Source organism: Pseudoalteromonas sp. DY56-GL22 (genome assembly GCF_041414715.1).
Taxonomy (GTDB): domain Bacteria; phylum Pseudomonadota; class Gammaproteobacteria; order Enterobacterales; family Alteromonadaceae; genus Pseudoalteromonas; species Pseudoalteromonas simplex.
Genome location: NZ_JANHZR010000004.1, coordinates 92,679 through 114,027 on the forward strand (window position 1 = coordinate 92,679; position 21,349 = coordinate 114,027).

Sequence of the window (21,349 nt, forward strand, 5' to 3'; positions counted from 1 at the left end):
GTCGTGTTCTCTTAAAAATTAATAACTGTGAATAGGGTCTGTTGAGGTATGTTTGTTGCGTAAAAAAAGCAGATAAAACAAACATAAAGTGATGGCAAAGCCAACAGAGCCCGTCAGTAATGGGGTGTTTAGTTCAAAGCGAGAGACTAAATCTCCCGCTAAAAATGAGGCGCAGATGACGCCGATATTTTGCATAAAATGAAGCTTGGCAAAGTCGCTTGAGTAAAAGCGTGGTTCGCTCATTGCAAACAACATGACTTGCAGACGCACGGTCAGTAAAAATAGCCCAATAGCAAATACAACACGGCCGAGCACAAGCCATTGCCAGTGTGAGCTAAGTTGTATAAATAGGCCTATACTGCTTAACATAAGTGCATAGGCGATTGTTTTACTGTGCTTATTGGTTGCAGGTTTGTTTCTGGTTGCAATCAAAATGACAAGTGCAACCCAAGCAGGGATAGCAAACACAGCGCCAGCTAACAGTGCATTGCTGAAATCACTTACTTGTTGCCAAAGTAGCGTAAAGTATGGCGTTGCTAAGAACATGCTGAAGTACACGCCCATAGATATAACCCCTAAGCGAATAATGTAGCCAGGGAAACGCTGCCGTTTTACTGATGATGAGGTTAATTCCCGTGGCTTGTAGCTTACTTTTAATAAGTAAATTAAATACAAGCAGAGCATAACCTGTAAGCAGTCGCCCGCAGCCATTACTAAATATAAAAAGCGTGGCTCAATACTTTGAATGATTAAGCCACCTAATAAAGCACCGCCAATACCACCAAAGTGTAAAAGCACACTAAATAAAGCAACGACACCGAGGTGCTGTTGTTTTTCTTCGATACTTAGAACAAAGGGGTAAATAAGCAGGTAACTTGCTTTAAATACCAGCATCAGCTGTGATAACAGCCAAAAGCTCCAAACGTTTTCGCTGTAAAAGCACGCAACACCCAATAGCCCAGCCATTATTTGGGTGATCACCCATAAATACAGCTCGTGCACGTGCTGCGCTATTTTCGCCCATACAGGAAAAGCACACATCACAGTGATGCAGCAAACAGCGATATAGGCACCAATGTGATTACTTGATTGCAAACCAAATTGGGCACTAAAAAACTGCGGGTAAAAGGGCAAAATCATGGTGTCGCAAACAACAGAAATAATCGTCAGCAGCACCAAGCTTGATTTTAATGCGGGCTGTTTCATGCTATTTGCTTCTGTTTTTCGTTGACAACATCGGGTAAACCAAACTCTTGAAAGGCAATTTGTGTTTCAACAGGGTAGGGTGCATAACCTAAAATTGAGCGCAAAATATGGCTGTTTCGATAGCAGGCCATGCCCAGATCTGGCGTTACAAATCCATGGCTGTGTAGCTCAGCATTTTGTACAAACAGCCTTTGTAGCTTGTCGATACTATAATTTCGCTCAACAGCAAAACACCCGTTATCTAGCCAATTTATTTCGCTCATTAAGCCACTTAGGAAATCGGGTAGCTGATAACTAAAGCCTGTTGCCATAATGACCTGATTACTATGTAAGCTAAATTCAGCCTGCTGTTCAGTGTGTCTAAAAACTAACTTACTGCCTTGTTTTTTAATGAGCTCGCTGTTGGTTAGTAACCTTGCGCGGTTCACACCTTGAATATCAAGTTGATAGAGCTGATCATAAATCTGATTAATTAACTCTGAGTTGATGCCTTTGTATAAATTACGTTGCTTGGCTAGTAACTCCTGTTTGGTTGTCTGTTCTAGGTTATAAAAGTAATCAACATACTCAGGAGAGGTCATTTCTAGCGTGAGTTTCGTGTACTCAAGAGGAAAGAAACGCGGCGCTCGCGTTACCCAATTGAGTTGGTAGTTATGCTGTTTAATGTCACACAACAAATCATAAAATACTTCAGCAGCACTTTGCCCTGAGCCAATCACAGTGATGCTCTTGCTATTTACTAATTCATCCCGCTTATACAGATATTCTGTGGCATGGCAGAGCTGTGTATCTTCAGCCTGAACAGCGGGTGGATAATAAGGTGAGGGACCTGTGCCCAGTACCAAGTGACGACAATAAAGCGTTTTTGTTTGCTTTGCAGATTCAACAGTGAGTACATAGAGCTGCTTTGTTTGATCAAACTGGCTATGAATGACTTTATGACCAAATTGTATGTTACTTAATTGGCTTGCTGCCCATTGGCAATACTGGTTGTATTGCTCACGCAGTAAAAAGAAGCTTTCTCGAATATAAAACTGATACAGCTTACCTTGTTGTTTCGCATAGTTTAAAAAGCTGTATGGATTGGTTGGATCTGCCAATGTAACTAAATCCGACATAAACGGTGTTTGTAATGTAACGCCATCGAGCATAAGCCCAGGATGCCAATTAAATTCATCACGTTGCTCTAAAAATAGCGAATCAAGTGTTTCAATTGGTTCAGCTAAACATGCCAAACTGAGGTTGAACGGACCAAGACCTACGGCAATTAAATCGTATACTTTATTCATGGCTAGTTTCCTCAACTTTTAGGCGTGCCTTGATGCTGTAGGCGCAGGCTTTAATATCAGCTGCAATACTTTTAATGTCTTCAATCTGTGTGTTTGGATTAAGTAACGTGAACTTTAAGTAGTTGATACCTCTAAATTTGGTGCGAGCAATGGCACACTCACCTTGTTTGAATAGCTCATCTTTAATTTGATAATTAAGCAGGTTTAATTGCTCATCACTGAGGTTTTTATCGTTAAAGCGAAACACTAAGGTGCTGAGTTCAGGTTGGTGAATTAGCTCAAATTCAGGGTCTTGTTTGAGCGCCACATAACTACTACGGGCTAATGCCATAACAGAAGAAAACACTTTGCCAATCTGTTCGTGGCCCATAATGCGTAAAGTTAGCCAAAGTTTTAAGGCATCAAAACGGCGAGTCGTTTGAATGCTTTTATCAACAAGGTTTGGCGCTGCTTGTGGGTTGTCGTTAAACGGATTTAAATAATCAGCATGATGAGTTAAATGTTTAAAATGCTTTTTATCAGCAACAATAAATGCACTGCTACTAACAGGTTGTAAGAATGATTTGTGGTAATCTAACGTCACCGAGTCAGCCTGTTCAATGCCATTGAGTAAGTGACGGTGATCGTCTTCAGCAAGTAGTCCACAGCCATAAGCGGCATCGACATGAAGCCATAAATTATCAGCTTTGCACCGCGCTTTTAGCTTTTCGATAGGGTCTATTGAACCAAAGTCAGTTGTGCCTGCGGTAGCGACAAGCGCTATAGGAATATTGCCTTGCGCTTTACATTCATTAATCGCTGTATCAAGTGCGGCTAGGTCCATTTTAAATTCTTTATCAACTGTAACCGGAACAACCGCGTTATAGCCAAGGCCCAGTAAAGCGGCTGACTTTTGAATACTAAAATGGCTGATTTCAGAACAAAAAATACGGTAGCGATGGGCATCAGGACTTAAACCAAAATCGCGAATAAGGTGTCCAGACAAGCGCTCTGCAGCATGGTCTCTAGCAAGTAACAGCGCCATTAAATTAGATTGACTGCCGCCACTTGTGAATATGCCATCGGCAGTAGCACTTAAGCCAATGCGTTCGATACTCCAGTCAATTAACTTTTGCTCAATGAGCGTCCCGCCAGCACTTTGGTCCCAGGTGTCTAACGAAGAATTTATAGCAGTTAATAACTGTTCGGCTATCACCGCAGGGTAAGCAACGGGGCAGTTTAGATGGGCAATATACTTTGGATGATGAAAGTAGACAGCATGATCTAAATACAACGATTTTACTTCATTTAGCGCTTGCTCAACGTTATTGAGAGGTTGATTTAGTTCTACTCTGGCTATTTGTTTACTGAGCTCTTTGTGGCAGACGCCAGAATGAACTTGTTTTGCAGAACGCAGCGCTTGATGGATGAGCGACATTGTTTGCATTGAAGCCATCTCATATTTGAGTAAATTATTTTCGTTAAAAATAAACGCATGGGGCTGTTCATCAACGTTTATTGATGAATGAGCATTAAGCACGGGGGCTAATTGATTCACGACTCAATTCCTTCTTGGTTAATTTGAATCGGGATCGTAATGATAGTGATTATCAATATCAATAATGATAAATCATTAATTTACTTTACAATTTAATTACCTTTTATAAGTTGAAAGTGTTTTGTTTTTAAATTTATTTAGTAATAAATAATTGCAATTTAGTCATAAATTATGACTAAACTAGTCCCTTTTTTAGGTTCTGTTTGACAGCGTTTTTTGCTTTTTCGATGAAAATGCTCACAAATAAAAGCAATAAAGCCATCATTTTAAAAAACAATAATAGGTAGGTGAGAGGTTTTAAGAGCTAAGTAAACACACTCTAAGTTGCTATAAAATACGCAAGCACAGGGAGGGTTCTGTGAATAGTTATTTTAAAAAAGACTGTGTTACAAAGTAGGTGAGGATTAAATTAATTAAAAAAGTTGCCATCGTTCTTTGTGAGGATGGCAACAGGGAGCTTTAGCTTATAAAAACACATAAGCAGCGGGGAGCAACATACCGCTAATGACTAATACTGAGCGGCTGCCCCATGGGCTATTTTTACCTTTGATCATAAACAAGCCGCTGATCGCTAAAAACAGCAGCAGCCCTGCAAAAATATCAGAAAAAATAACCCACGAAGCGGTTGTCTCGTTCAAGTGTAAACGGTTAAATGCTTGAAATACATGACGAGGCTCAATGGCTTCATAACTTATGATATCTTTATTAAGTTTAAGGCTGAGATTGTTACCGTTTTTTAAAAACACCTTAAACTCTTGCGGCGACACCCAATAAGAAGCCTTTACCGGCTCGCTTACATCAGCATGAGAGATAATTTGTTCAATCAGCAACTCGTCATTATCTAATTGCCAAGTTTCATCGCCCACACTGATTTGCTGGTGGCTTACTTTGTAGTTTGGGTTCCAATCATCTTTGTGGTTCACTGCAATGCCAGAAACCGCAAAGATAATCACTAAACCAACACAAAAATAACCAATATCGCGGTGTAAGTTTCTGTTTAACTTAAACCAGTTGATACCTCGTTTGTTACTCAATGATTTCAACTCCGCTCGGTACGAGCTGATAAATAGCCATTGCTTCAGTCACAGAGTTTACATCAAAGCTTTCGCCGGCTTGCTGCGCTTTGTGAGCAAGTAGCGCTTTAGTGCGGCCAAGGCTAAGCTGAATTTTATCGAGCTTACCGGTTACGATAGCTTTACTGCCTTTAGCCGTCATTGGGAATACCATGTCGCCATCTTCAACTTTGATACGTAAGTTTTCAAAGCGTTTGTCTGATGCGAGCGTCATCCAGCAACCACGTTTTTCGCAAACCCCAGTGATAGTCCCTTCCACGGTAATTGGACTTGCAAGGTAATCGTCTGGTGAGGCCATAACCGTCGAAATTTTAATGAGTTTGTCACTGTCGACTTGATTGCCAAATTGTAAGCTAAAGGCGTGTTGGCTAAAGCTTAAAAGCGCCAATGAAAATGCAATAAATGTTTTTGATTTTAGGAACATAGCGGTTGCTTCTTTAAAAAAATTAAGCCTTAGTTTAAGCGATTTACTTGTATGATAAAAGCTTAATGAGATTAAAAATGATTTGCAATTATATCAAACCTAGATCAATTGCTTTTAATGCTGCACGGGTTCTATCACGTACATCTAGCTTTCTGAGAATAAAAGACACTTGATTACGGATAGTCCCTTCAGACTTATAAAGTGCCTCGGCGATTTCACTATTTGAATAGCCTGCAGCGATTAAATTGAGCACTCTAAGCTCGCTTTTACTTAATTTATCAGGAGTTGCTAAAGAAGTATCGGTTGTTTTAGTGGGCTTATTCAAAATTCGCTCGGTGATCGCAGGAGCTAGCGCTGAGCCACCTTTAGCAAGTGTTTCGATGGCGCTGACCAAGCGCTCTAAATTAATATCTTTTAACGCATAACCCTTAGCGCCATAGCGAATACATTCTAGCACTTGTTCACTATCATCAAAGGTCGTGAGTACCAGTACTGGTTGCCTCAGCTGTTGTGCTTGCATACTTTTCAGTACGCCAATACCGTCTAGAATAGGCATGCGAATATCAAGGAGTACAACATCAATAGAATGTTGCTTGAGCATCTCAAGAGCCGTTTGGCCATTGTCAGCCTCAGCCACGACTTGAATACTTGCTTTAAGAGCGAGTAAGCTTTTTAAGCCTTCTCTTAATAATGTTTGGTCATCAACGAGTAATACCCTAATCATTTTTTACGCCAAAGTATGTGGATTAAGTTTATGAGGTAACGTTGCAGCAATCGTAAACCCATTATTATTTTGTTCAAACTCGATTGCCCCTCGCACTAAAGCTAAGCGCTCTTGCATGCCTGTTAAGCCATTGCCTAAGTTCAGCTTGGGCATTTCGCCGCCGTTATCATAAATAGTGAGATGCACTGAATCAGCTTGGAGGTCTAAGCTTACCGACAGCTCAGTCGCATCACTGTGTTTAATACAATTCGTAATCGCTTCTTGCACAGTATGAAATAACGTTTGTGCTAATAACGTATCACTTATTTTTATATTTTCATCGTAATTGAGTGTGACATTTAAGCCTGTAACATGGCTGCACAGTGAATTAAGCGATGCATGCAAATCAATGGTTTGGTTTTCTCTCATTGACGAGACAGAGTCACGCACATCATTTAATAACAAGCGGGTAATTTGCTGTGCTTTAGTTATGTGTTTTGGTGCTTCATGATTAGCACAATGATTGGCGACTTCTAAGTGAATACTGAGTCCCGTAAGGTGGTGGCCAAGGGTATCATGTAAATCTCTGGCAATACGAATACGTTCATCGCGAGTTGCGGTGTCGTTTAAAAGCGCTTGAGTTGCTTTTAATTCACGTAATAAATGGGCTGCTTGTTCTTTGGCTTTACGCTCAGAAATAAGCCGAGTAGCAAAGCGATAGGCAAAGCTATTGTATAAAGTGAAAGCCAACCCGTTGAGCAATACAAATTGCTTATCAAAGCCATAGTGAAGCGTCAGCGCCATCAAAAAGGGCAGGCAAATGAGTAAATAGAGGCTGGCTTTGTTTGGCTCGTAATCGCTGAATTTAACTAAGAAGATGATCAATAGAATTGCAACAAAGCCAATATTAAATAGCCACATCAATAGCACAACATTAGCGATAGTGAAGTTCAAAATACGGGTTTGATAGTGCTTAAATCGTGATCTGAAAAACTCAAAATAAATTAAAAAAGCAAAAAAGCTTATAAATAACACACTGATCAAAAACGTATTTATTGTACTAAAACTTAGCTGCGCCGATTCTGCTCTTTGCGACCAAGCGTGCAGAGTATAAATAAACACAAACCCCCAGGTGATTGCTGAGAGTATGAAATCGCTTCGATGTATCAACGTTTGCAAGAGTTTGTTCATACGCTTAGTTTAATCCGCAATTATTCGTTTATGTATATGACAAATGTCACGATTAAATATGTGACATTTGCAGCAAGTCAGCCCTAATGGTGAGGCGTTAAACTGCATTAAAACACCAATATAGGGACATTATCATGACCAAACATGAATTTCTGCGAAATAGTCTTTTTTCTTATCTGCTGATAGCAGCTTATTGTTTAGCAGCATTATTTGTTGATGATGCCAAGGCCGATGAGCAATCACAGCAATGGCAAATGGAGGTCGGTGCTGCACAATTGGCCATTGATACAGCATGGCGAGATTACGATATTCAAACCATGGTCTTGCCATACTTCAACGCCCGAAAAGGCAACTGGCGCATAGGGCCTAAATATGGCTTAGTGCAATATGCCTTTTTACAAGGCGCAGAATTTGAAGCGTCAATGGGGCTTAGTTTCCGAGATGAAACCTACGATAGCAGTTTAATCTTTAGTGATGATTTGTCGGATGATGAGGTTTTCACTGACTATAAAGACGGCAAAGGTGAGCTAACCTTCAGAACTCAGCTGCAATATAAACAGCTTTTTGTTCGTTTAGCGCAAGATATTTCGAATCACTCCGATGGACTTACGTTTCTTGCCCGCTATAACCTACCGATTTATGGCCAAGGATTAGGGTTACAGCTAAGTGCTGATCTCGGTTTTTATTGGCAAGATAAAAAATACACTCAATACCTGTATGGCATAGCTAATGGCAATATCGCCCCTGAGTTTGGCAGATATGAATATCAGCCAAGTGCAGCCCTTAACCCATTCACCTCGCTAAACCTGACTTATGTTTTTAATGAGCAGTGGTCTGTTTTTACGAGCTTGCGGTATGAGCAACTTGACTCAACTATAAAAAAAAGCCCGCTCGTGGGAGAAACTGCCAAGCAGCAATTCACTGCAACTATAAATTATCGTTTTTAGAAAAAGGGATGAGCAATGAATTATCTACTGAGATTATGCATTTTACTCTTACTAACTGGTTGCAATAGCGCTGAAGAGGAAGTGTTTGACGAAGACGATTTATACCAAGGTGTCTATGAAAGTGACTATTATGTTTATAACTTTAGCGAGTACCCGGTTGATTTTTATATGATGAACCTACGAAACAACACACCAACAAGCGCAATTTATAAGGAGCAGAACTTCCAACAATCAATCGATGGCTACGGTGGTTTTGAAAAGCTTAACTTTAAGCGTTCTGTGGTCGGAAAGGTTGGCTTTGCAGCTTTTTATGATGCTGAAATAAAAGCTCATCTACAAAAGTGGGTTGTTAGTGATATAGCTAATTATGTGATCATTTATATGGATGGCGAAACGCTGAAACTGGCTTTTTTAGCACGCACTGAGGCTGTAGATAGTGGTGATTACCCTGTGGTTAGGCTGGTTAGTTTTATCGGCAATACGAACTACAGCTATAAACTTGCTAATAGTGAATTAACTGAAGCAACAGCAACAGCTTATATACCGTTAACTCATTGCGCTAGTGACTTACAAATTGCCGGTTTTGAATTTGATTTTTGTAACTTAGAGCAGCGTGGTTACTTAATTGTGCTGCTACCTAATGAGCAACTAGCAATCATCAAAGAGTAGTGCTTTATGACAATTTCGTGAATATTGTGATAATGTAACTTTTTATAGTTTCATTGCTTTATAATGCCTTTTTTATTTGTATGATAAAGCTGGTTTTGAGCTTGGAGTTAGCATGGTTTCACGTCGAGAATTTTTAGTAGGGGCGGGCACATTAGCCTTTTTAGGATTATCAAAAAGTGCCATAGGTAAAGTGTCGTTAGGTGATTTAAAAACAACGGCTGTGGGCTTTGGTCCGTTAATTCCTGATCCAGATAAATTGCTCGACTTACCCGAGGGCTTTAGTTATCAAGTAGTTTCAAGCCTAGGTGAGAAAATGTCTGATGGGTTTACAGTACCGGACAAAGCTGATGGCATGGGCTGTCTAGCGCTTGGTAATGACCGTGTTGCATTAGTGCGAAACCATGAGCTGAAACCAAAAGACTTAGCGAAAGCTGAAGCAAGTATTGCCAATCATAAAACACCTCTGGCTTTTGATACTAACAGTGACGGTGTGGCGTTACCGGGTGGCACAAGTCATATCGTGTATAACTTAAAAACCCATCAAAAAGAGCAAGAGTACTTGTCATTGGTCGGCACTATTCGTAACTGTTCTGGCGGTATTACGCCATGGGGCACCTGGCTTACGTGCGAAGAAACCACCGATACTAAAGCCGATGGATTTAACCAAGATCATGGTTATATTTTTGAAGTACCCGCAAATAGCAAAGGCTTAATTAAACCTGAGCCATTAAAAGCCATGGGTCGATTTAACCACGAAGCGGCTGCCGTTGATCCGCGTACGAGCATTGTTTATTTAACTGAAGATAAAGGTGATAGCGTCTTTTATCGTTTTATTCCAAATGAATATGGCAAGCTGCATAAAGGCGGGCAATTACAAGCGATGGTGGTAAAAGGTAAGCCACAATTCGATAGCCGTAACTGGAATAATAAAGCCATGGGGCTACATCAAGAGCTTGAGGTTGAGTGGGTCAATCTAGATAACCCTGAAAGCCCTAAAGACGACCTACGCCTACGCGGCTACAAACAAGGTGCAGCATTGTTTGCTCGCGGTGAAGGTATTCACTGGGGTGATAAAGAGCTTTATTTTTGCTGTACCAATGGTGGTAAAAAACAACTTGGTCAGGTTATGAAATATCAGCCATCAGAATTTGAGGGCACAGATAAAGAAGCACAGCAACCTGGTAAGATCTCGTTGTTTGTAGAAAGTACTAGCAAAACTCTCTACAACTTTGGCGATAACCTAACCGTATCACCTAATGGTCACTTAATTGTTTGTGAAGACCAATACACCGATGTGGTTGATAATCATCTTCGTGGTGTGACACCCCAAGGCCAAGTTTATAATTTTGCCCGCTTAGTGGCGCAAACTGAGCTGGCTGGTGCCTGTTTTTCACCCGATGGTAGCACTTTGTTTGTGAACGTTTACTCACCTTCAAAAACACTTGCTATAACAGGCCCATGGCATCAATTTAGTGTTTAATTAAAGTCTATTTTAAATAGCCACTGCGAGGTGGCTTTTTTTGTATCACGAAAATTTATGTTCCTCTTTTTATAATCAGCTGTTCTAGTTAGAATCACTTTGTTTCACAGGAAAATAATAATAAAACGAAAATGGAGTTGATATGTCTGTTACTGAGCAGAGTCGAGAGCAAGTTAAAGCAAAACTAGTTAAGCAAAGTCCACTTGCAGCCGCAATAGGCGTAGCGTGCTGGAGTATCCCAATCATTATTTTATGGATCGCAGTATTTTCAATTAAAAGTGCTATTGGGCCAGTAATGTTAGTGATTAGCGGCGTACTCGTTGGCCTAGCCGTTCGTATTCATGGGCGTGGCTATGATCGTATCTTTTCAGTTATTTCACTTATTGCATACCTATCTGTAATCGCTGTTGCGCTCAGTTCGGAGGTTTTGATCAGCGGTACATTGTCTTTATCAATTTATGCTTTGTTATTTGCACTTGGCTGTTGGTCAGCAGCATTTATTGCACGTAAAAGCATTCCATTTATTGACCATAAGTTATTTGCTGAGGTGTATGAATCGGGGGAGCTGGCAGGGTATAAAAAAATTAAAAATCATTGGTTGGTAGTATTACCGAGTACCCTAATTGCTACATCATGTTTGAGTTTTGCAGGCGCCGTTGGTGCATTTGCTCACCAGCAGTATTTGTTTGTTGAAAAACAGGTGGAGCAAGAGCAACATCAAGCAGCTAAGTTTAGAGCAAAACATATTCCAACAGATGATGAGTTTCTTGCAACCTTGTCTGACAAAAAAGCATTTAGCTATGCTTTTGCCTACTATTCGGGTCGTCACTTTGATGAGCGAGGCGTTTATCAGGGGAATTTTCCACAAGATACATTTAAATCAGAAACTATTTTACGTTATCTCGTTGAACATAAAAATGAACCTAGAGCGCAATTTATTCTGGGAAGAATGCTTGCTTTTGAGCGTGGTGAAGCACTCATGGCAAGCTCAAGGCAGAGCGGTGATCAGTTCGCTCGGCTATATGACATTTATCAATTCGGTTGCCATATAGATGCAAAGCAAGGACGTACGCTATTGCAAAGCTTTAAAAAACTCGTAACAGAGCAGTCGGTGATCATCGATATTCAGCAAATGCAGAGTAATGATTTTCGTGATTATTGCGACATTCTAGATGACACCGAATTTGATTACCGTTATATCCGTGATTACAAAAGCTAATCCCCAAGGTCACTAATTATTAGTAACGGAAAGTTCTTTGCTGAGCTGGGCTGCCAATCTGCAAACTCAATATTACTCACATTCAGTGTATTGAGTGCTTTTTTTGAGTAGCTCCAGCCTCTGGCTTTTTGTGCCACAGCTGCACGTTTTAGCTCTTTAGATAAACCAATCGTTAGCAAGTCATGATTAACTCCGCGTTTTGCATAAAAGGCTTTTTCACGAGCCATGGCTTTTGCGATTATTTCATCGTATTGAGTGCGCAAAGCCTGCCACTTGGTTGTTTTTTCTGGCTCTTTTAAATGGCTTACCATGGCATCAATATCGCTATCTCGCCAGCGAGCTGAAGCGGCATCGCCGTGCCAACCGACAATGGCGTTCTTAGCTATGGTGGTAGGGTTTCCTGCAAGTAATACGTAATTAGCACACGACGAAAAGCAAAATTGTTTTACATGAACTTTTAAATTATGCGCCAAAATCAATTCGGCGAGATCCATACCTAAATCAATGTTTCCGCCACCACTGGTGATTTGTATGCTGTTTATGTTTTGCTGCTCAGCCAAAAGCTGTGCAACATGTTGATTGTTTTTGGCATTAATTTCGCCTTGATAAATAATGCGCTGCTCGCTCAGTGACACACCGGCAAAGCTTAACCAAGGGATGATTAAAAACAGACTAAAAAATACACGTAACATAAAACGCTAACCTTATAAATTATATGATAATTCTATCATGCTTTTAGGGTTTTTTAGCGGCTTTTTTGGCGCTGACTTTAGCTGCATGTTTAGCTATCCACTTAGTCATTTTTTTCATTAAAGCGGGCGGAAAATCATGGCCCATTCCGGGCACGACTCTTAACTTACTGCGCTTTATTAACAGGGCGGTGTTGATACCCGCAGACAGCGGCATAACAAGATCAGCACTGCCGTGAATTACTAACGTGGGCGCTTTAATCTTTTTTAGTAATTGCTCGCGATAAGGCGTTGCGGCAATGGCTGCAAGCTGACGTTTAAAGCCTGTTTGATTTGTGTGGGCCCGCTCAATATAGCGTTCAGCGTTGGCGTATAAAGCGTGTTCATCTTGTGGGTAGGCTGGGCTGCCAATGAGTTGGTTGAGCCTAACATTGTAATCAATCGCGGCTTCTTTATTATTGCTTCGGGGGCGTATTTTAGCGAGCTTTACCAACAGGTTAATGTTTGAACCCGAAAACGATAACGGCGAGCTACTCGACATAATTGAAGTTAAGCTCAGTACACGTTTTTTATACTTTGCCGCGGCAATTTGCGCAATCATGCCACCCATCGACGCCCCCACTAAGTGCGCTTTTTTGATAGCCAGTGCATCCATTAATTCTTTTACATCGCGAGCCATGTCATCGAGCGAATAGGGCAGCTTTGCGCGAATGGGTAATCGGCGGCTAAGCCAATGCTTTACTAGACTCGGCTTGCCTAACTCATCTAACGATGAGGATAGCCCTGCATCACGATTATCAAAACGAATAACCCGAAAGCCTTTTTCGACCAAGCCAAAATATAGCGACTCTGGCCAAACGGTAAATTGAGCACCTAAGCCAATAATTAAGATGATCACCGGCGCATTTTTATCGCCTTCATCTTGATAACTAATACAGATACCGCTGGCTGTAAGGATATGTTCCATAGACTGACAAATAGGCTTACGCAGGTACCATCAGCTTAATGTGTGAAGTTGGCAATTTAGTGACAGTAAAAAGAATACTGATAATAGGAGCAGTAATAGGGACGGTAAGAAAAATAGACAGCATATGACTACATGCTGTCTATTTTCAGGGAGTTTACTTAGAAGTAAGCGGTAACGCCAATCCAGAAGTTACGGCCTTTATCTTTAACGTTGTAGTCGTCTGTGAATGTAACTTCGCTAACTACACCGCGACCTGTTAGGTATTCGTACTCACCATCGCCATTTAGGTCGGTATAGCTTGTGCTATAAGAGGTGAAATCTTCGTCTAATAGGTTGTTTACACGGGCATTGATTTGCACGTACTCATTTACATAAAACTGCGCACCTAAATTAAGTAGGTTGTAGTTTTTGTAATACAGCGCTTTATCGTGCACGTTATCCCAACCGCGGTAACGGTCTGAACGATATACACCTTGTAGGTATAAGTTCATAAAGTCTGTCGCTTCCCAGTTTAGGGTAAGGTTTGCCATGTGCTCAGCTGAGTTAGTTAATGGTTGACCTTGTTCAGGACCGCTCTTTTGTTCGCTATCAGTCCAGGTGTAGTTACCGTTAACAGACACTGTTTTAGTGATTGTGTATTGACCAGCAATTTCAACACCTTGAAGGTCTACTTCGTCGATATTGATCTTTTGGCTGTAGCTATCGTAGCCAAGCTGATCATATTGACCTAGGTTCACACATGGACGTACGTCGTTAGTTTGTTCACAGCTTAAAATTGTATCGCCGCTGGCAATTTTGTCTTCAAACTTGGTGTTGTAGTAAGTCACGTTAATGTTGTGATCGCCATCAAGTGAAGTCCAGTAAAGTGCAACTTCTGAGTTAACACTGGTTTCTGGTTCTAATTCAGGGTTACCTGCAAATGGGCTTGTGCCTTGGCCACCAAATCCGGTGATCCCGTCATAAAGGTCAGTTGTTTTTGGTGTTTTGTAACCTGTACTTACACCACCTTTTAAGGTCCAAGTGTCAGATAAGTTATATACACCGTAAACACGAGGTGATACTTGGCTACCAAATACATCGTGGTCATCGTAACGAGCACCTAGTGTAAAGGTGAAGTTATCAGTTGCCATCCAGTTATCTTCGGCAAAGATTGAGTACATGTTTTGCTCTTGTACTTTGCCAGCTTGATCACTTTCAAGACCAAATACACCGTCTTTTAATTCACCGTCGATAAGCTGGCCACCAATTGCTAGGTTATGGCTGCCAAAGCGCCCCTCGATTGGAATATCAAAACGTAAGTCATAGGTATATTGGCTGCTTTCAAGTGGGCGAGCAGGGCGTGGTAAGAATGTTTCTTCAGCTAAGTCTTTACGTGCTTGCTCGTCCATTCCTTCGTATTCGCCAGTACCATCGTACATAGCTTGCAGCTCTAATCGCTCGCTTACACTCAGTGGTAAAGTACGGCCATTGTTTTGCGTATCAACATAAGACACAGAGGCTTTTACCGTTGCCCAGTTAAGATCGCCATCATAACTGAGTGACCACCATTCACGGTCAAACTCTTGGTCTGCCGCGTAACCTGCGCGCGGGTTTACTTGGCCGCGGCGATCTTGCCAAATTGATTCAATGTTATCTTTAGTACCAAGTGGGTAAGTAATGGTGCCTGATTCAATGTCGTAGCTAGGTGTGTTGTCGTACACTTGGCTTGAATTGTCATAATCAAAACGTAAATGATGAGATTCAAACGGGGTATAAGTTAACGTAAAACCATACTGCTCATTTGTGTTATCAACGGTACGACCGCCACTGCCAAAGCCTAATGAACGAGTATGTACAACACCGTTAGGATCGGTCGCAGGTTCAAATGTTGGCGATGATGCTTGTTGTTCGTAAACACTGCCGCGCACACCTAAACTTAATACGTCTTTAATTAGCGGGCCCATCACACTAAAGTCAGTGGTAATGTCATCACCAAAATCATCGTTTTGCTGTAGTGAACGGCTAAAAGATACTGCACCACTCCAGCTGTCAGTGTGCTTTTTAGTGATGATATTGATTACACCACCCAGCGCATCTGCACCATAAAGTGTTGATGCAGGACCGCGAATTACTTCAACTCGCTCAATCGCATCAACCGGTGGTACGTGGTTAAACGCGTTGCCACCAAAATTGTTTGGGTAAATGTCGCCATGGTTATTTTGGCGTTTACCATCAATTAGTAACAGGGTGTATTCACCTGTTAAACCACGCATACTCACACTGCCTTGGCCCGTTTTATCACGAGTTGTGCCAATGTCGATACCTTCTAAATACTGCACAGCATCAAGTACTGAGGTGAAGGCATGAGACTTAATATCTTCATTGGTGATAATTGAAATACTTGCAGGTGCTTCGGTAACTTTTTGCTCAAAACCTGTTGCAGTGATTACTAAGCGTTCCATATCTTGTTTTGGCTTAGCGTCATCAGCAAAGGCTGAAAAATGTGTTGCTATGGCAAGTGCCAGTAAGCTTGGTTTTATTGATTTCATTGTAGGGTTCCAGTTCTTTTTGTAGGTTATCCCTTTGAGGGACGCTGCGTATAGTACAGAAATGAAAAGCACAATCAATAATTATTCTTATTTAGATTAATCTTTTTCAAGTTGCATTTACAGTTATTACAACTTTTTTCTATTTATGTTTTTGTTGATTAGTAAAATAAGATGATTAAAGCGAAGTCAATTTACAATCTTAAAGCCTGTTAATGTATAGTGCTTCCATCATCACCATAAAAATTAAAATAATGAATTCAGACATCTCTTTAGCGCGCTTTAAGCAGTTTCCTGTGCTTATGTGGATCTTCTTATTTGGCTCGTTTATTACCCGTGGCAGCTATTACATGGTATGGCCATTTCTCGCGGTGATTTTGTACGAAAAGTTTGCTTTATCGGCAACAGAAGTCGGGTTGGTACTTACCAGTGCTGCGGTGATTTCGGTGTTTACCAGTTTTATTGGCAGTAGCCTATCCGATAAAGTGGGCCGGCATACGCTGATGTACATTACCGGCGTGCTGTATATCATTTCTTTCTCGCTGTTGGCTGAGGTAGAAACCGTGGCCGGTTATGTGATTGTGATGACCTTATGCTCGATTGCGACTGCGCTTTGGCGACCATTAACCAGTGCGGCAATTGGCGATATTATTGATGATGCACAAACTCGCGAGCTGGCCATGCAGTCGCTGTACTTTATTGTTAATGTGGGCTGTGCGGTGGGCCCATTAGCTGGGGTATGGCTAGGTTTAACCGGTGAGCAGTCGAGCTTTTATATTACCGCAGGGGCATTTGCTATTTTATTAGTGCTGCTTGTTTGGGGCTTTAATTTTAGTGATAAAGCCGCCAAAAGTACTGCCGCAATCGACGAGCCAGAAGAGAAAAAACCAGCTGTACAAGGCAAGCAAATCTTACGTATTCTATTTGCAGATAAGCTGCTGCAGTGTTTAATTTTAGCCAATATTATGTGCATGTTTATTTATGCGCAAATGGATAGTTCACTCATACAATACCTAACTCGTGCAGAGGCACCCGACCTACTTGCATTGATTTCTGCGCTTATTTTTACCAATGCGTTAGTGATCATTTCAAGTCAATTTCTGCTGTTAAAAATGATGGCGCGATTTAGCCTAACGGTGCGCATTCAAATTGGCTTGGTGCTATTGATGGTGTCGCAGTTTTGGCTAGCACTTAATCCAATCGATTTATTCTGGGGCTGGATTGGTGCGATAGTGGTGATGAGTTTGGCCGAAACCATTTTGTTTCCGACGATGAACGTTCACCTTGATAGGTTGGCGCCTTCACATCTTCGTGGTGCCTACTTTGGCGCAGCTTCGTTTTATGATTTAGGGTTTGCTTTAGCGCCACTAGGAGGTGGTTTAATTTTAGACTATTATGATGGCCCAACGTTATTTTTCGCAGCGGGAGGGCTTTGCATTGTGGTGATTTATTTATACGCCATACTCGAAAAGTTACCCAGACCCGATTTTGCAAACCCAAGCTCGTAACCTTTAAATAGCCCCTTCATGGGGCTTTGTATGGCTTAATACCAACCCGCAATAATACTTAATCATTTTGAGGGATTAAACCTGTCGCTAACTGCGTTAAAAATTTCTCATTTAGAACAACTAAATAACGAAATTTTTGCCTTGTTATCAACGAGGTTTCATTGCCTCAAAATAGACTACTTAATTAAGCGGATTGGTATAAACAATTAAATGACAGCGATATCAATTTACGTATTTTTTCCGAGATATTAGTTTGTAGTATCGGCTTATAATGTTAAAAAATTGTTTACCATACCGATAAGAACTCAATGAACGCACCTTACTCTTTGTGCAAACGCTCGCTATTATGCTCGGCTGTATTGCTAACACTTGCTGCTTGTGGCGGCTCAGGCTCAGATGAAAAACAAACAACAACCCCTCCTGTAACCGAAACACCACAAAATCAAGCGCCGCAAATCAGTGGTCAATCACAGACTTTACGTGTTGGTGAAACCTTAAGCTTTAGTCCTGAAGTCTCTGATCCAGATAATGACCCTCTTACTTTGTCTGTAACAAACTTACCAAGTTGGCTAAGTTTTAATGAAGCCTCAGCAAGTATCAGTGGCACGCCAGAGCAAGCAGGTAAGTATGCAAACATTGAGTTTACGGTCACTGATGGGCAGCTGTCTGCCCAGCTTTTGATTGATATTAATGTAGAAGCCAAGCTTGTCGAAAATACGCCGCCAACGCTCACGTCTACACCATCGGATAGCAATGAAGGCCAAGCTTATACTTACCAGCTAACATTTACTGATGCACAAAATGACACTGTGGTAATAAGTGAAGTTAGTAAACCTGATTGGCTTAGCTTTGATGCGACTAACCTCAGTTTTAGCGGCACGCCCTTGTTTGCGAATACGGGCGAACAGCAAATTCGTTTTCGTTATTCAGATGGCGAAGTGACGCAGCAGGCAGAGCAAACATTTAACATCGCTGCCAGAGCAAACTCAGCGCCGGTGGTTTCTCCACTGAGTAGTGAAGTGCGTGCTGAGCAGGCATTGAGTGTGCAGTTAGTCAGCAACGATGCAGACAACGATGATGTGAGCTTAACCGTAACAGGTTTACCAACGTGGCTAAGTTTTGATGAGCAAACTAGCATCTTATCAGGCACCGCGAGTAATGAAGAACTTGGTGAACATAAATTCACAATCACAGCCTCTGATTCACGTACAGAGACTAGCTTCGAGTTTGTGTTAAACATTACTCAAAGTTATGTGGCCGAGGCACTCGAAACGGGTAATGCGCTGGTTGTGCCAAACAGCGAATTACTTCTTGATGCGACACTTAATGAAATTGATACCCACAAAGCGCGCTTTCAAAGCATTAAAAATAGCTTATTTGGGTTTGGCTCAAGCCCCACCCTTGATGAATTAAGCTGGTATCCAACTTGGGATGCAACGCTATTAAATGCCAAGTATCCATTCAATGAGCCGCTACTACTTACCAACAATAGTTGGCAAGATGGCTACGAGACAAAAATTAGAAATCTTGCTGTAGTCGGGACTAGTGATGGTGAGCAAGGCCGTTACTTGGTATTTGGTAGTAATCCTTATCGAAATACCATTAACGAGCAAATGACTCAGTTTTTGAAAAACAGCACCACATGGTTAGCTGGCAGAGAAATAACCGCAGAGCAGCCACTCAAACTTGTATTAGCACAACTAGATCAAAGCTATTACTTTCAAGATAGGATCAAAACGCGAGAGTGGTTTGATAGTCAATATGAAGGCATGGTGAGCTATAACGACAATGCAAGTTGTGACAACGACGCTTTAGCAGCGTGTTTAACATCTGACACGGATATCCTGATTATCTCTCAGCATGAGCGTGAAGGATTAAATATTGATAATGTTGTGGCTGCAGTAAAGCAAGCGCAAGCAAATGATATTGCAGTGATCTATATTCAGCGTGATGGTAGTCAAACGGCACTAGGTAAAGCGCTATTTGAATTACTCCATGTGAGCGTTGCAGGTGATAACTACTGGCACCGGTTAGAATTGGCAAATTGGAACCCAATTGCTATCAACGACAGCTTGCCAACTGATGCGCAAACTATTAAAGACTTACTTAGCCGCTTTAAAAGCAGCGAATTTAGTGTTGATTTAAGTGCTTGCGATAATCGAAGCTGTCCAGCTGAAAGCCAATATCAGCAACAGTTTAGTGATGCGGCAACGATCATTAATTCGGTGTTCAGAGGTTTTGACCAAGCTAAAACAGATATTTTTACTGAGCAAGGCTATCGCTTTTATCAGTTACTGGCGCTGCTTGCAGATCATTATCGCCAAGTAGTGAGCTTCCCGATGGATAAACTAAGCACCGATAATACAAGCTTCTTTCGTGCCCTGTTTACTGATCATGCGGTATTAAATATACGTAAAGTTAACCCACTTCAAGTTGATATGGGGAATTTCAGCCGTAGTGATTTTAGTCATGTAACACCTAAAACCGTCACCGTGAATATGCAGAGTAAGGCGTATTTTCGCTCAACGGGTGTGTATGCCTTGCCGGGGCAAACATTTGCTATAAAACGCACCGATAATCAAGCAGTGAATACCAAGGTGTTCGTTAATACTCTGCGCGATGGCGCAACACATTACATGAGCAGCAATGGCTATAACCGACCCGCTAAATTGCAGTCGGTTCATGTGCCTATAGAGACAAATGAAACAGTCTATTTTACGTCACCTTATGGTGGGCCAATTCAAATTGAGTTTGATCAAAATGATTTAGATGTCAGCTTTGAATTTAGCAATGTAGGTGAGCACCCGTATTGGCGTAGCAGCAGTGATGATGAGCGCTTTGCTGAGTTGCTTGAAAAAGGCGACTATGATTGGGCTGAGGTCGCAACCGGTGGCTTTGAAGTGCATTCAAAGCTCGAGAAAATGCGTATTTCAATTAACGATGGTTATTGGCCTGTAGCGTCTGACTTCGCCCATGCTGTAGAGCGTTATACCCATAACTATCCGCATGTACTTGCTGGTTTCAAAGGGCCGGGCATCGATGTGGTTAGCGAAATTCATGACTTTGCGAGTGAACGCAATATTGAAGTACAAACAATTGATATTGTAAAACATATGAACGCTGACCAACCGACCTGTGGTTGGGGCTGTTCGGGCAATCCGTATGACGCAGGTTGGAATTTTAATCCAACAGGGCATGGCGATATCCATGAGTTAGGGCATGGACTTGAAAAAGGGCGTTTTCGTATCGAAGGGTTTGGTGGTCATTCAAATACCAACTTTTACTCCTACTACAGTAAGTCGAAGTTTGAAGATGAAACCGGCTTTTCGGCATCGTGCCAAAACTTGCCATTCGAGAACTTGTTTGATCATTTACAAGCCAGTAAACAAAGCGCAGACGCATTTGCTTATATGCAAGATTTAGCGATGTCAGAGTGGTCGCAAAGTCACGCTATTTATTTACAAATTATGATGGCCGCACAGGCACACAATAAGCTTGAAAACGGCTGGCATTTATACCCTCGCTTACACATTTTGGAGCGTGCGTTTAATCTAGCTGATAACAGCGAGACTAATTGGCAGGCACAAAAAGATACACTTGGCTTTTCAAGCTACAGCTTGTCAGAGGCACAAAGCATAGGCAACAATGATTGGCTATTAATAGCGCTTTCAGAAGCAACCGAGCTCGATTTGATCAACTACTTCAGCATGTGGGGCATGGCAACGTCAGACAAAGCAAAACAGCAGGTTAAAGCGAAAAACTACACGGTATTAGGTGATGTTTACTATGCCTCATCTGCCACCGGCTATTGTACGACGTTAAATCAAACAGAAGTTGCAATTGATGGGACGCAAAGCTGGCCTGAATAATACACCGCGTTGTTAAGTTGATTGGTATTCGTATTTAAAACGCCAGCGAAATA

The 21,349-nt window shown here is 41.5% G+C and carries 16 protein-coding genes; 6 read left to right on the forward strand and 10 right to left on the reverse strand.

What is annotated here, in order from left to right; translation table 11 throughout:
• Positions 1-18: 18 nt before the first annotated feature.
• The 7 genes from NO991_RS10745 to NO991_RS10775 form a co-directional block, all read right to left on the reverse strand.
• The gene (locus NO991_RS10745) at positions 19-1,206 is read right to left on the reverse strand and encodes an MFS transporter (protein WP_371352004.1); all 1,188 of its coding nucleotides are present in this window, start codon (positions 1,204-1,206) and stop codon (positions 19-21) included.
• A complete protein-coding gene (locus tag NO991_RS10750; protein ID WP_300358249.1) occupies positions 1,203-2,495 on the reverse strand; it encodes a lysine N(6)-hydroxylase/L-ornithine N(5)-oxygenase family protein in 1,293 nt (430 codons plus the stop codon). Before NO991_RS10750 ends, NO991_RS10745 begins: the two co-directional genes overlap by 4 nt.
• On the reverse strand, positions 2,488-4,032 hold the full coding sequence (locus tag NO991_RS10755) for an aspartate aminotransferase family protein (RefSeq protein ID WP_300358247.1): 1,545 nt from the start codon (positions 4,030-4,032) through the stop codon (positions 2,488-2,490). Before NO991_RS10755 ends, NO991_RS10750 begins: the two co-directional genes overlap by 8 nt.
• A 464-nt stretch (positions 4,033-4,496) precedes the next feature.
• Positions 4,497-5,066 carry a PepSY-associated TM helix domain-containing protein gene (locus tag NO991_RS10760; RefSeq protein ID WP_300358245.1) on the reverse strand — a complete coding sequence of 190 codons (570 nt, stop codon included), beginning with the start codon at positions 5,064-5,066 and terminating at the stop codon, positions 4,497-4,499.
• Positions 5,059-5,529, reverse strand: a complete 471-nt coding sequence (locus NO991_RS10765) for a DUF4920 domain-containing protein (protein ID WP_187489954.1) — start codon at positions 5,527-5,529, stop codon at positions 5,059-5,061. Before NO991_RS10765 ends, NO991_RS10760 begins: the two co-directional genes overlap by 8 nt.
• Positions 5,530-5,617: 88 nt before the next feature.
• On the reverse strand, positions 5,618-6,253 hold the full coding sequence (locus NO991_RS10770; RefSeq protein ID WP_054551862.1) for a response regulator transcription factor: 636 nt from the start codon (positions 6,251-6,253) through the stop codon (positions 5,618-5,620).
• A 3-nt stretch (positions 6,254-6,256) separates the two neighbouring features.
• Complete coding sequence (locus NO991_RS10775) at positions 6,257-7,153, reverse strand: sensor histidine kinase (RefSeq protein ID WP_371352005.1); 897 nt, start codon at positions 7,151-7,153, stop codon at positions 6,257-6,259.
• A 404-nt stretch (positions 7,154-7,557) separates the two neighbouring features.
• On the opposite strand from NO991_RS10775, the gene NO991_RS10780 reads away from it, so the two are divergent.
• From NO991_RS10780 to NO991_RS10795, 4 genes are all read left to right on the forward strand, one after another.
• The gene (locus NO991_RS10780) at positions 7,558-8,370 is read left to right on the forward strand and encodes a MipA/OmpV family protein (protein WP_371352006.1); all 813 of its coding nucleotides are present in this window, start codon (positions 7,558-7,560) and stop codon (positions 8,368-8,370) included.
• Between the two features lie 15 nt (positions 8,371-8,385).
• Positions 8,386-9,039, forward strand: coding sequence for a hypothetical protein (locus NO991_RS10785; protein WP_054551859.1), 654 nt, complete (start codon positions 8,386-8,388; stop codon positions 9,037-9,039).
• Positions 9,040-9,151: 112 nt separating this feature from the next.
• Entirely contained in the window at positions 9,152-10,519 is a 1,368-nt protein-coding gene (locus NO991_RS10790; protein ID WP_300358235.1) for an alkaline phosphatase PhoX, read from the forward strand.
• A gap of 142 nt (positions 10,520-10,661) precedes the next feature.
• Positions 10,662-11,738, forward strand: coding sequence for a hypothetical protein (locus NO991_RS10795; protein ID WP_300542366.1), 1,077 nt, complete (start codon positions 10,662-10,664; stop codon positions 11,736-11,738).
• Here the strand turns inward: NO991_RS10795 and NO991_RS10800 are convergent.
• The 3 genes from NO991_RS10800 to NO991_RS10810 all read right to left on the reverse strand — a co-directional run bounded on the left by NO991_RS10800 (position 11,735) and on the right by NO991_RS10810 (position 15,922).
• Positions 11,735-12,430: an ATP-dependent Clp protease proteolytic subunit gene (locus tag NO991_RS10800; RefSeq protein ID WP_300583197.1), complete on the reverse strand. Its 696-nt coding sequence runs from the start codon at positions 12,428-12,430 to the stop codon at positions 11,735-11,737. The genes NO991_RS10795 and NO991_RS10800 overlap by 4 nt on opposite strands.
• Positions 12,431-12,473: 43 nt before the next feature.
• Positions 12,474-13,394, reverse strand: coding sequence for an alpha/beta fold hydrolase (locus tag NO991_RS10805; protein WP_235376970.1), 921 nt, complete (start codon positions 13,392-13,394; stop codon positions 12,474-12,476).
• Between the two features lie 158 nt (positions 13,395-13,552).
• Positions 13,553-15,922 (reverse strand): TonB-dependent receptor domain-containing protein, encoded by a 2,370-nt coding sequence (locus NO991_RS10810; RefSeq protein WP_054551854.1) that lies wholly within the window; start codon positions 15,920-15,922, stop codon positions 13,553-13,555.
• Positions 15,923-16,173: 251 nt separating this feature from the next.
• Between NO991_RS10810 and NO991_RS10815 the strand changes: the two genes are divergently transcribed.
• Together NO991_RS10815 and NO991_RS10820 are read left to right on the forward strand one after the other, a co-directional pair.
• Entirely contained in the window at positions 16,174-17,427 is a 1,254-nt protein-coding gene (locus NO991_RS10815; RefSeq protein WP_138619685.1) for an MFS transporter, read from the forward strand.
• A 308-nt stretch (positions 17,428-17,735) separates the two neighbouring features.
• Positions 17,736-21,296, forward strand: coding sequence for an ImpA family metalloprotease (locus tag NO991_RS10820; protein WP_371352007.1), 3,561 nt, complete (start codon positions 17,736-17,738; stop codon positions 21,294-21,296).
• Positions 21,297-21,349: the final 53 nt, after the last annotated feature.

Excerpts from the sequence above, each read along its gene's own strand:
- NO991_RS10795 (WP_300542366.1), top strand. The coding sequence starts at position 10,662 with ATGTCTGTTACTGAGCAGAGTCGAGAGCAAGTTAAAGCAAAACTAGTT.
- NO991_RS10785 (WP_054551859.1), top strand. The coding sequence starts at position 8,386 with ATGAATTATCTACTGAGATTATGCATTTTACTCTTACTAACTGGTTGC.
- NO991_RS10745 (WP_371352004.1), bottom strand. The coding sequence starts at position 1,206 with ATGAAACAGCCCGCATTAAAATCAAGCTTGGTGCTGCTGACGATTATT.
- NO991_RS10815 (WP_138619685.1), top strand. The coding sequence starts at position 16,174 with ATGAATTCAGACATCTCTTTAGCGCGCTTTAAGCAGTTTCCTGTGCTT.
- NO991_RS10810 (WP_054551854.1), bottom strand. The coding sequence starts at position 15,922 with ATGAAATCAATAAAACCAAGCTTACTGGCACTTGCCATAGCAACACAT.
- NO991_RS10750 (WP_300358249.1), bottom strand. The coding sequence starts at position 2,495 with ATGAATAAAGTATACGATTTAATTGCCGTAGGTCTTGGTCCGTTCAAC.
- NO991_RS10805 (WP_235376970.1), bottom strand. The coding sequence starts at position 13,394 with ATGGAACATATCCTTACAGCCAGCGGTATCTGTATTAGTTATCAAGAT.
- NO991_RS10775 (WP_371352005.1), bottom strand. The coding sequence starts at position 7,153 with ATGTGGCTATTTAATATTGGCTTTGTTGCAATTCTATTGATCATCTTC.
- NO991_RS10800 (WP_300583197.1), bottom strand. The coding sequence starts at position 12,430 with ATGTTACGTGTATTTTTTAGTCTGTTTTTAATCATCCCTTGGTTAAGC.
- NO991_RS10820 (WP_371352007.1), top strand. The coding sequence starts at position 17,736 with ATGAACGCACCTTACTCTTTGTGCAAACGCTCGCTATTATGCTCGGCT.
- NO991_RS10780 (WP_371352006.1), top strand. The coding sequence starts at position 7,558 with ATGACCAAACATGAATTTCTGCGAAATAGTCTTTTTTCTTATCTGCTG.
- NO991_RS10765 (WP_187489954.1), bottom strand. The coding sequence starts at position 5,529 with ATGTTCCTAAAATCAAAAACATTTATTGCATTTTCATTGGCGCTTTTA.
- NO991_RS10790 (WP_300358235.1), top strand. The coding sequence starts at position 9,152 with ATGGTTTCACGTCGAGAATTTTTAGTAGGGGCGGGCACATTAGCCTTT.
- NO991_RS10770 (WP_054551862.1), bottom strand. The coding sequence starts at position 6,253 with ATGATTAGGGTATTACTCGTTGATGACCAAACATTATTAAGAGAAGGC.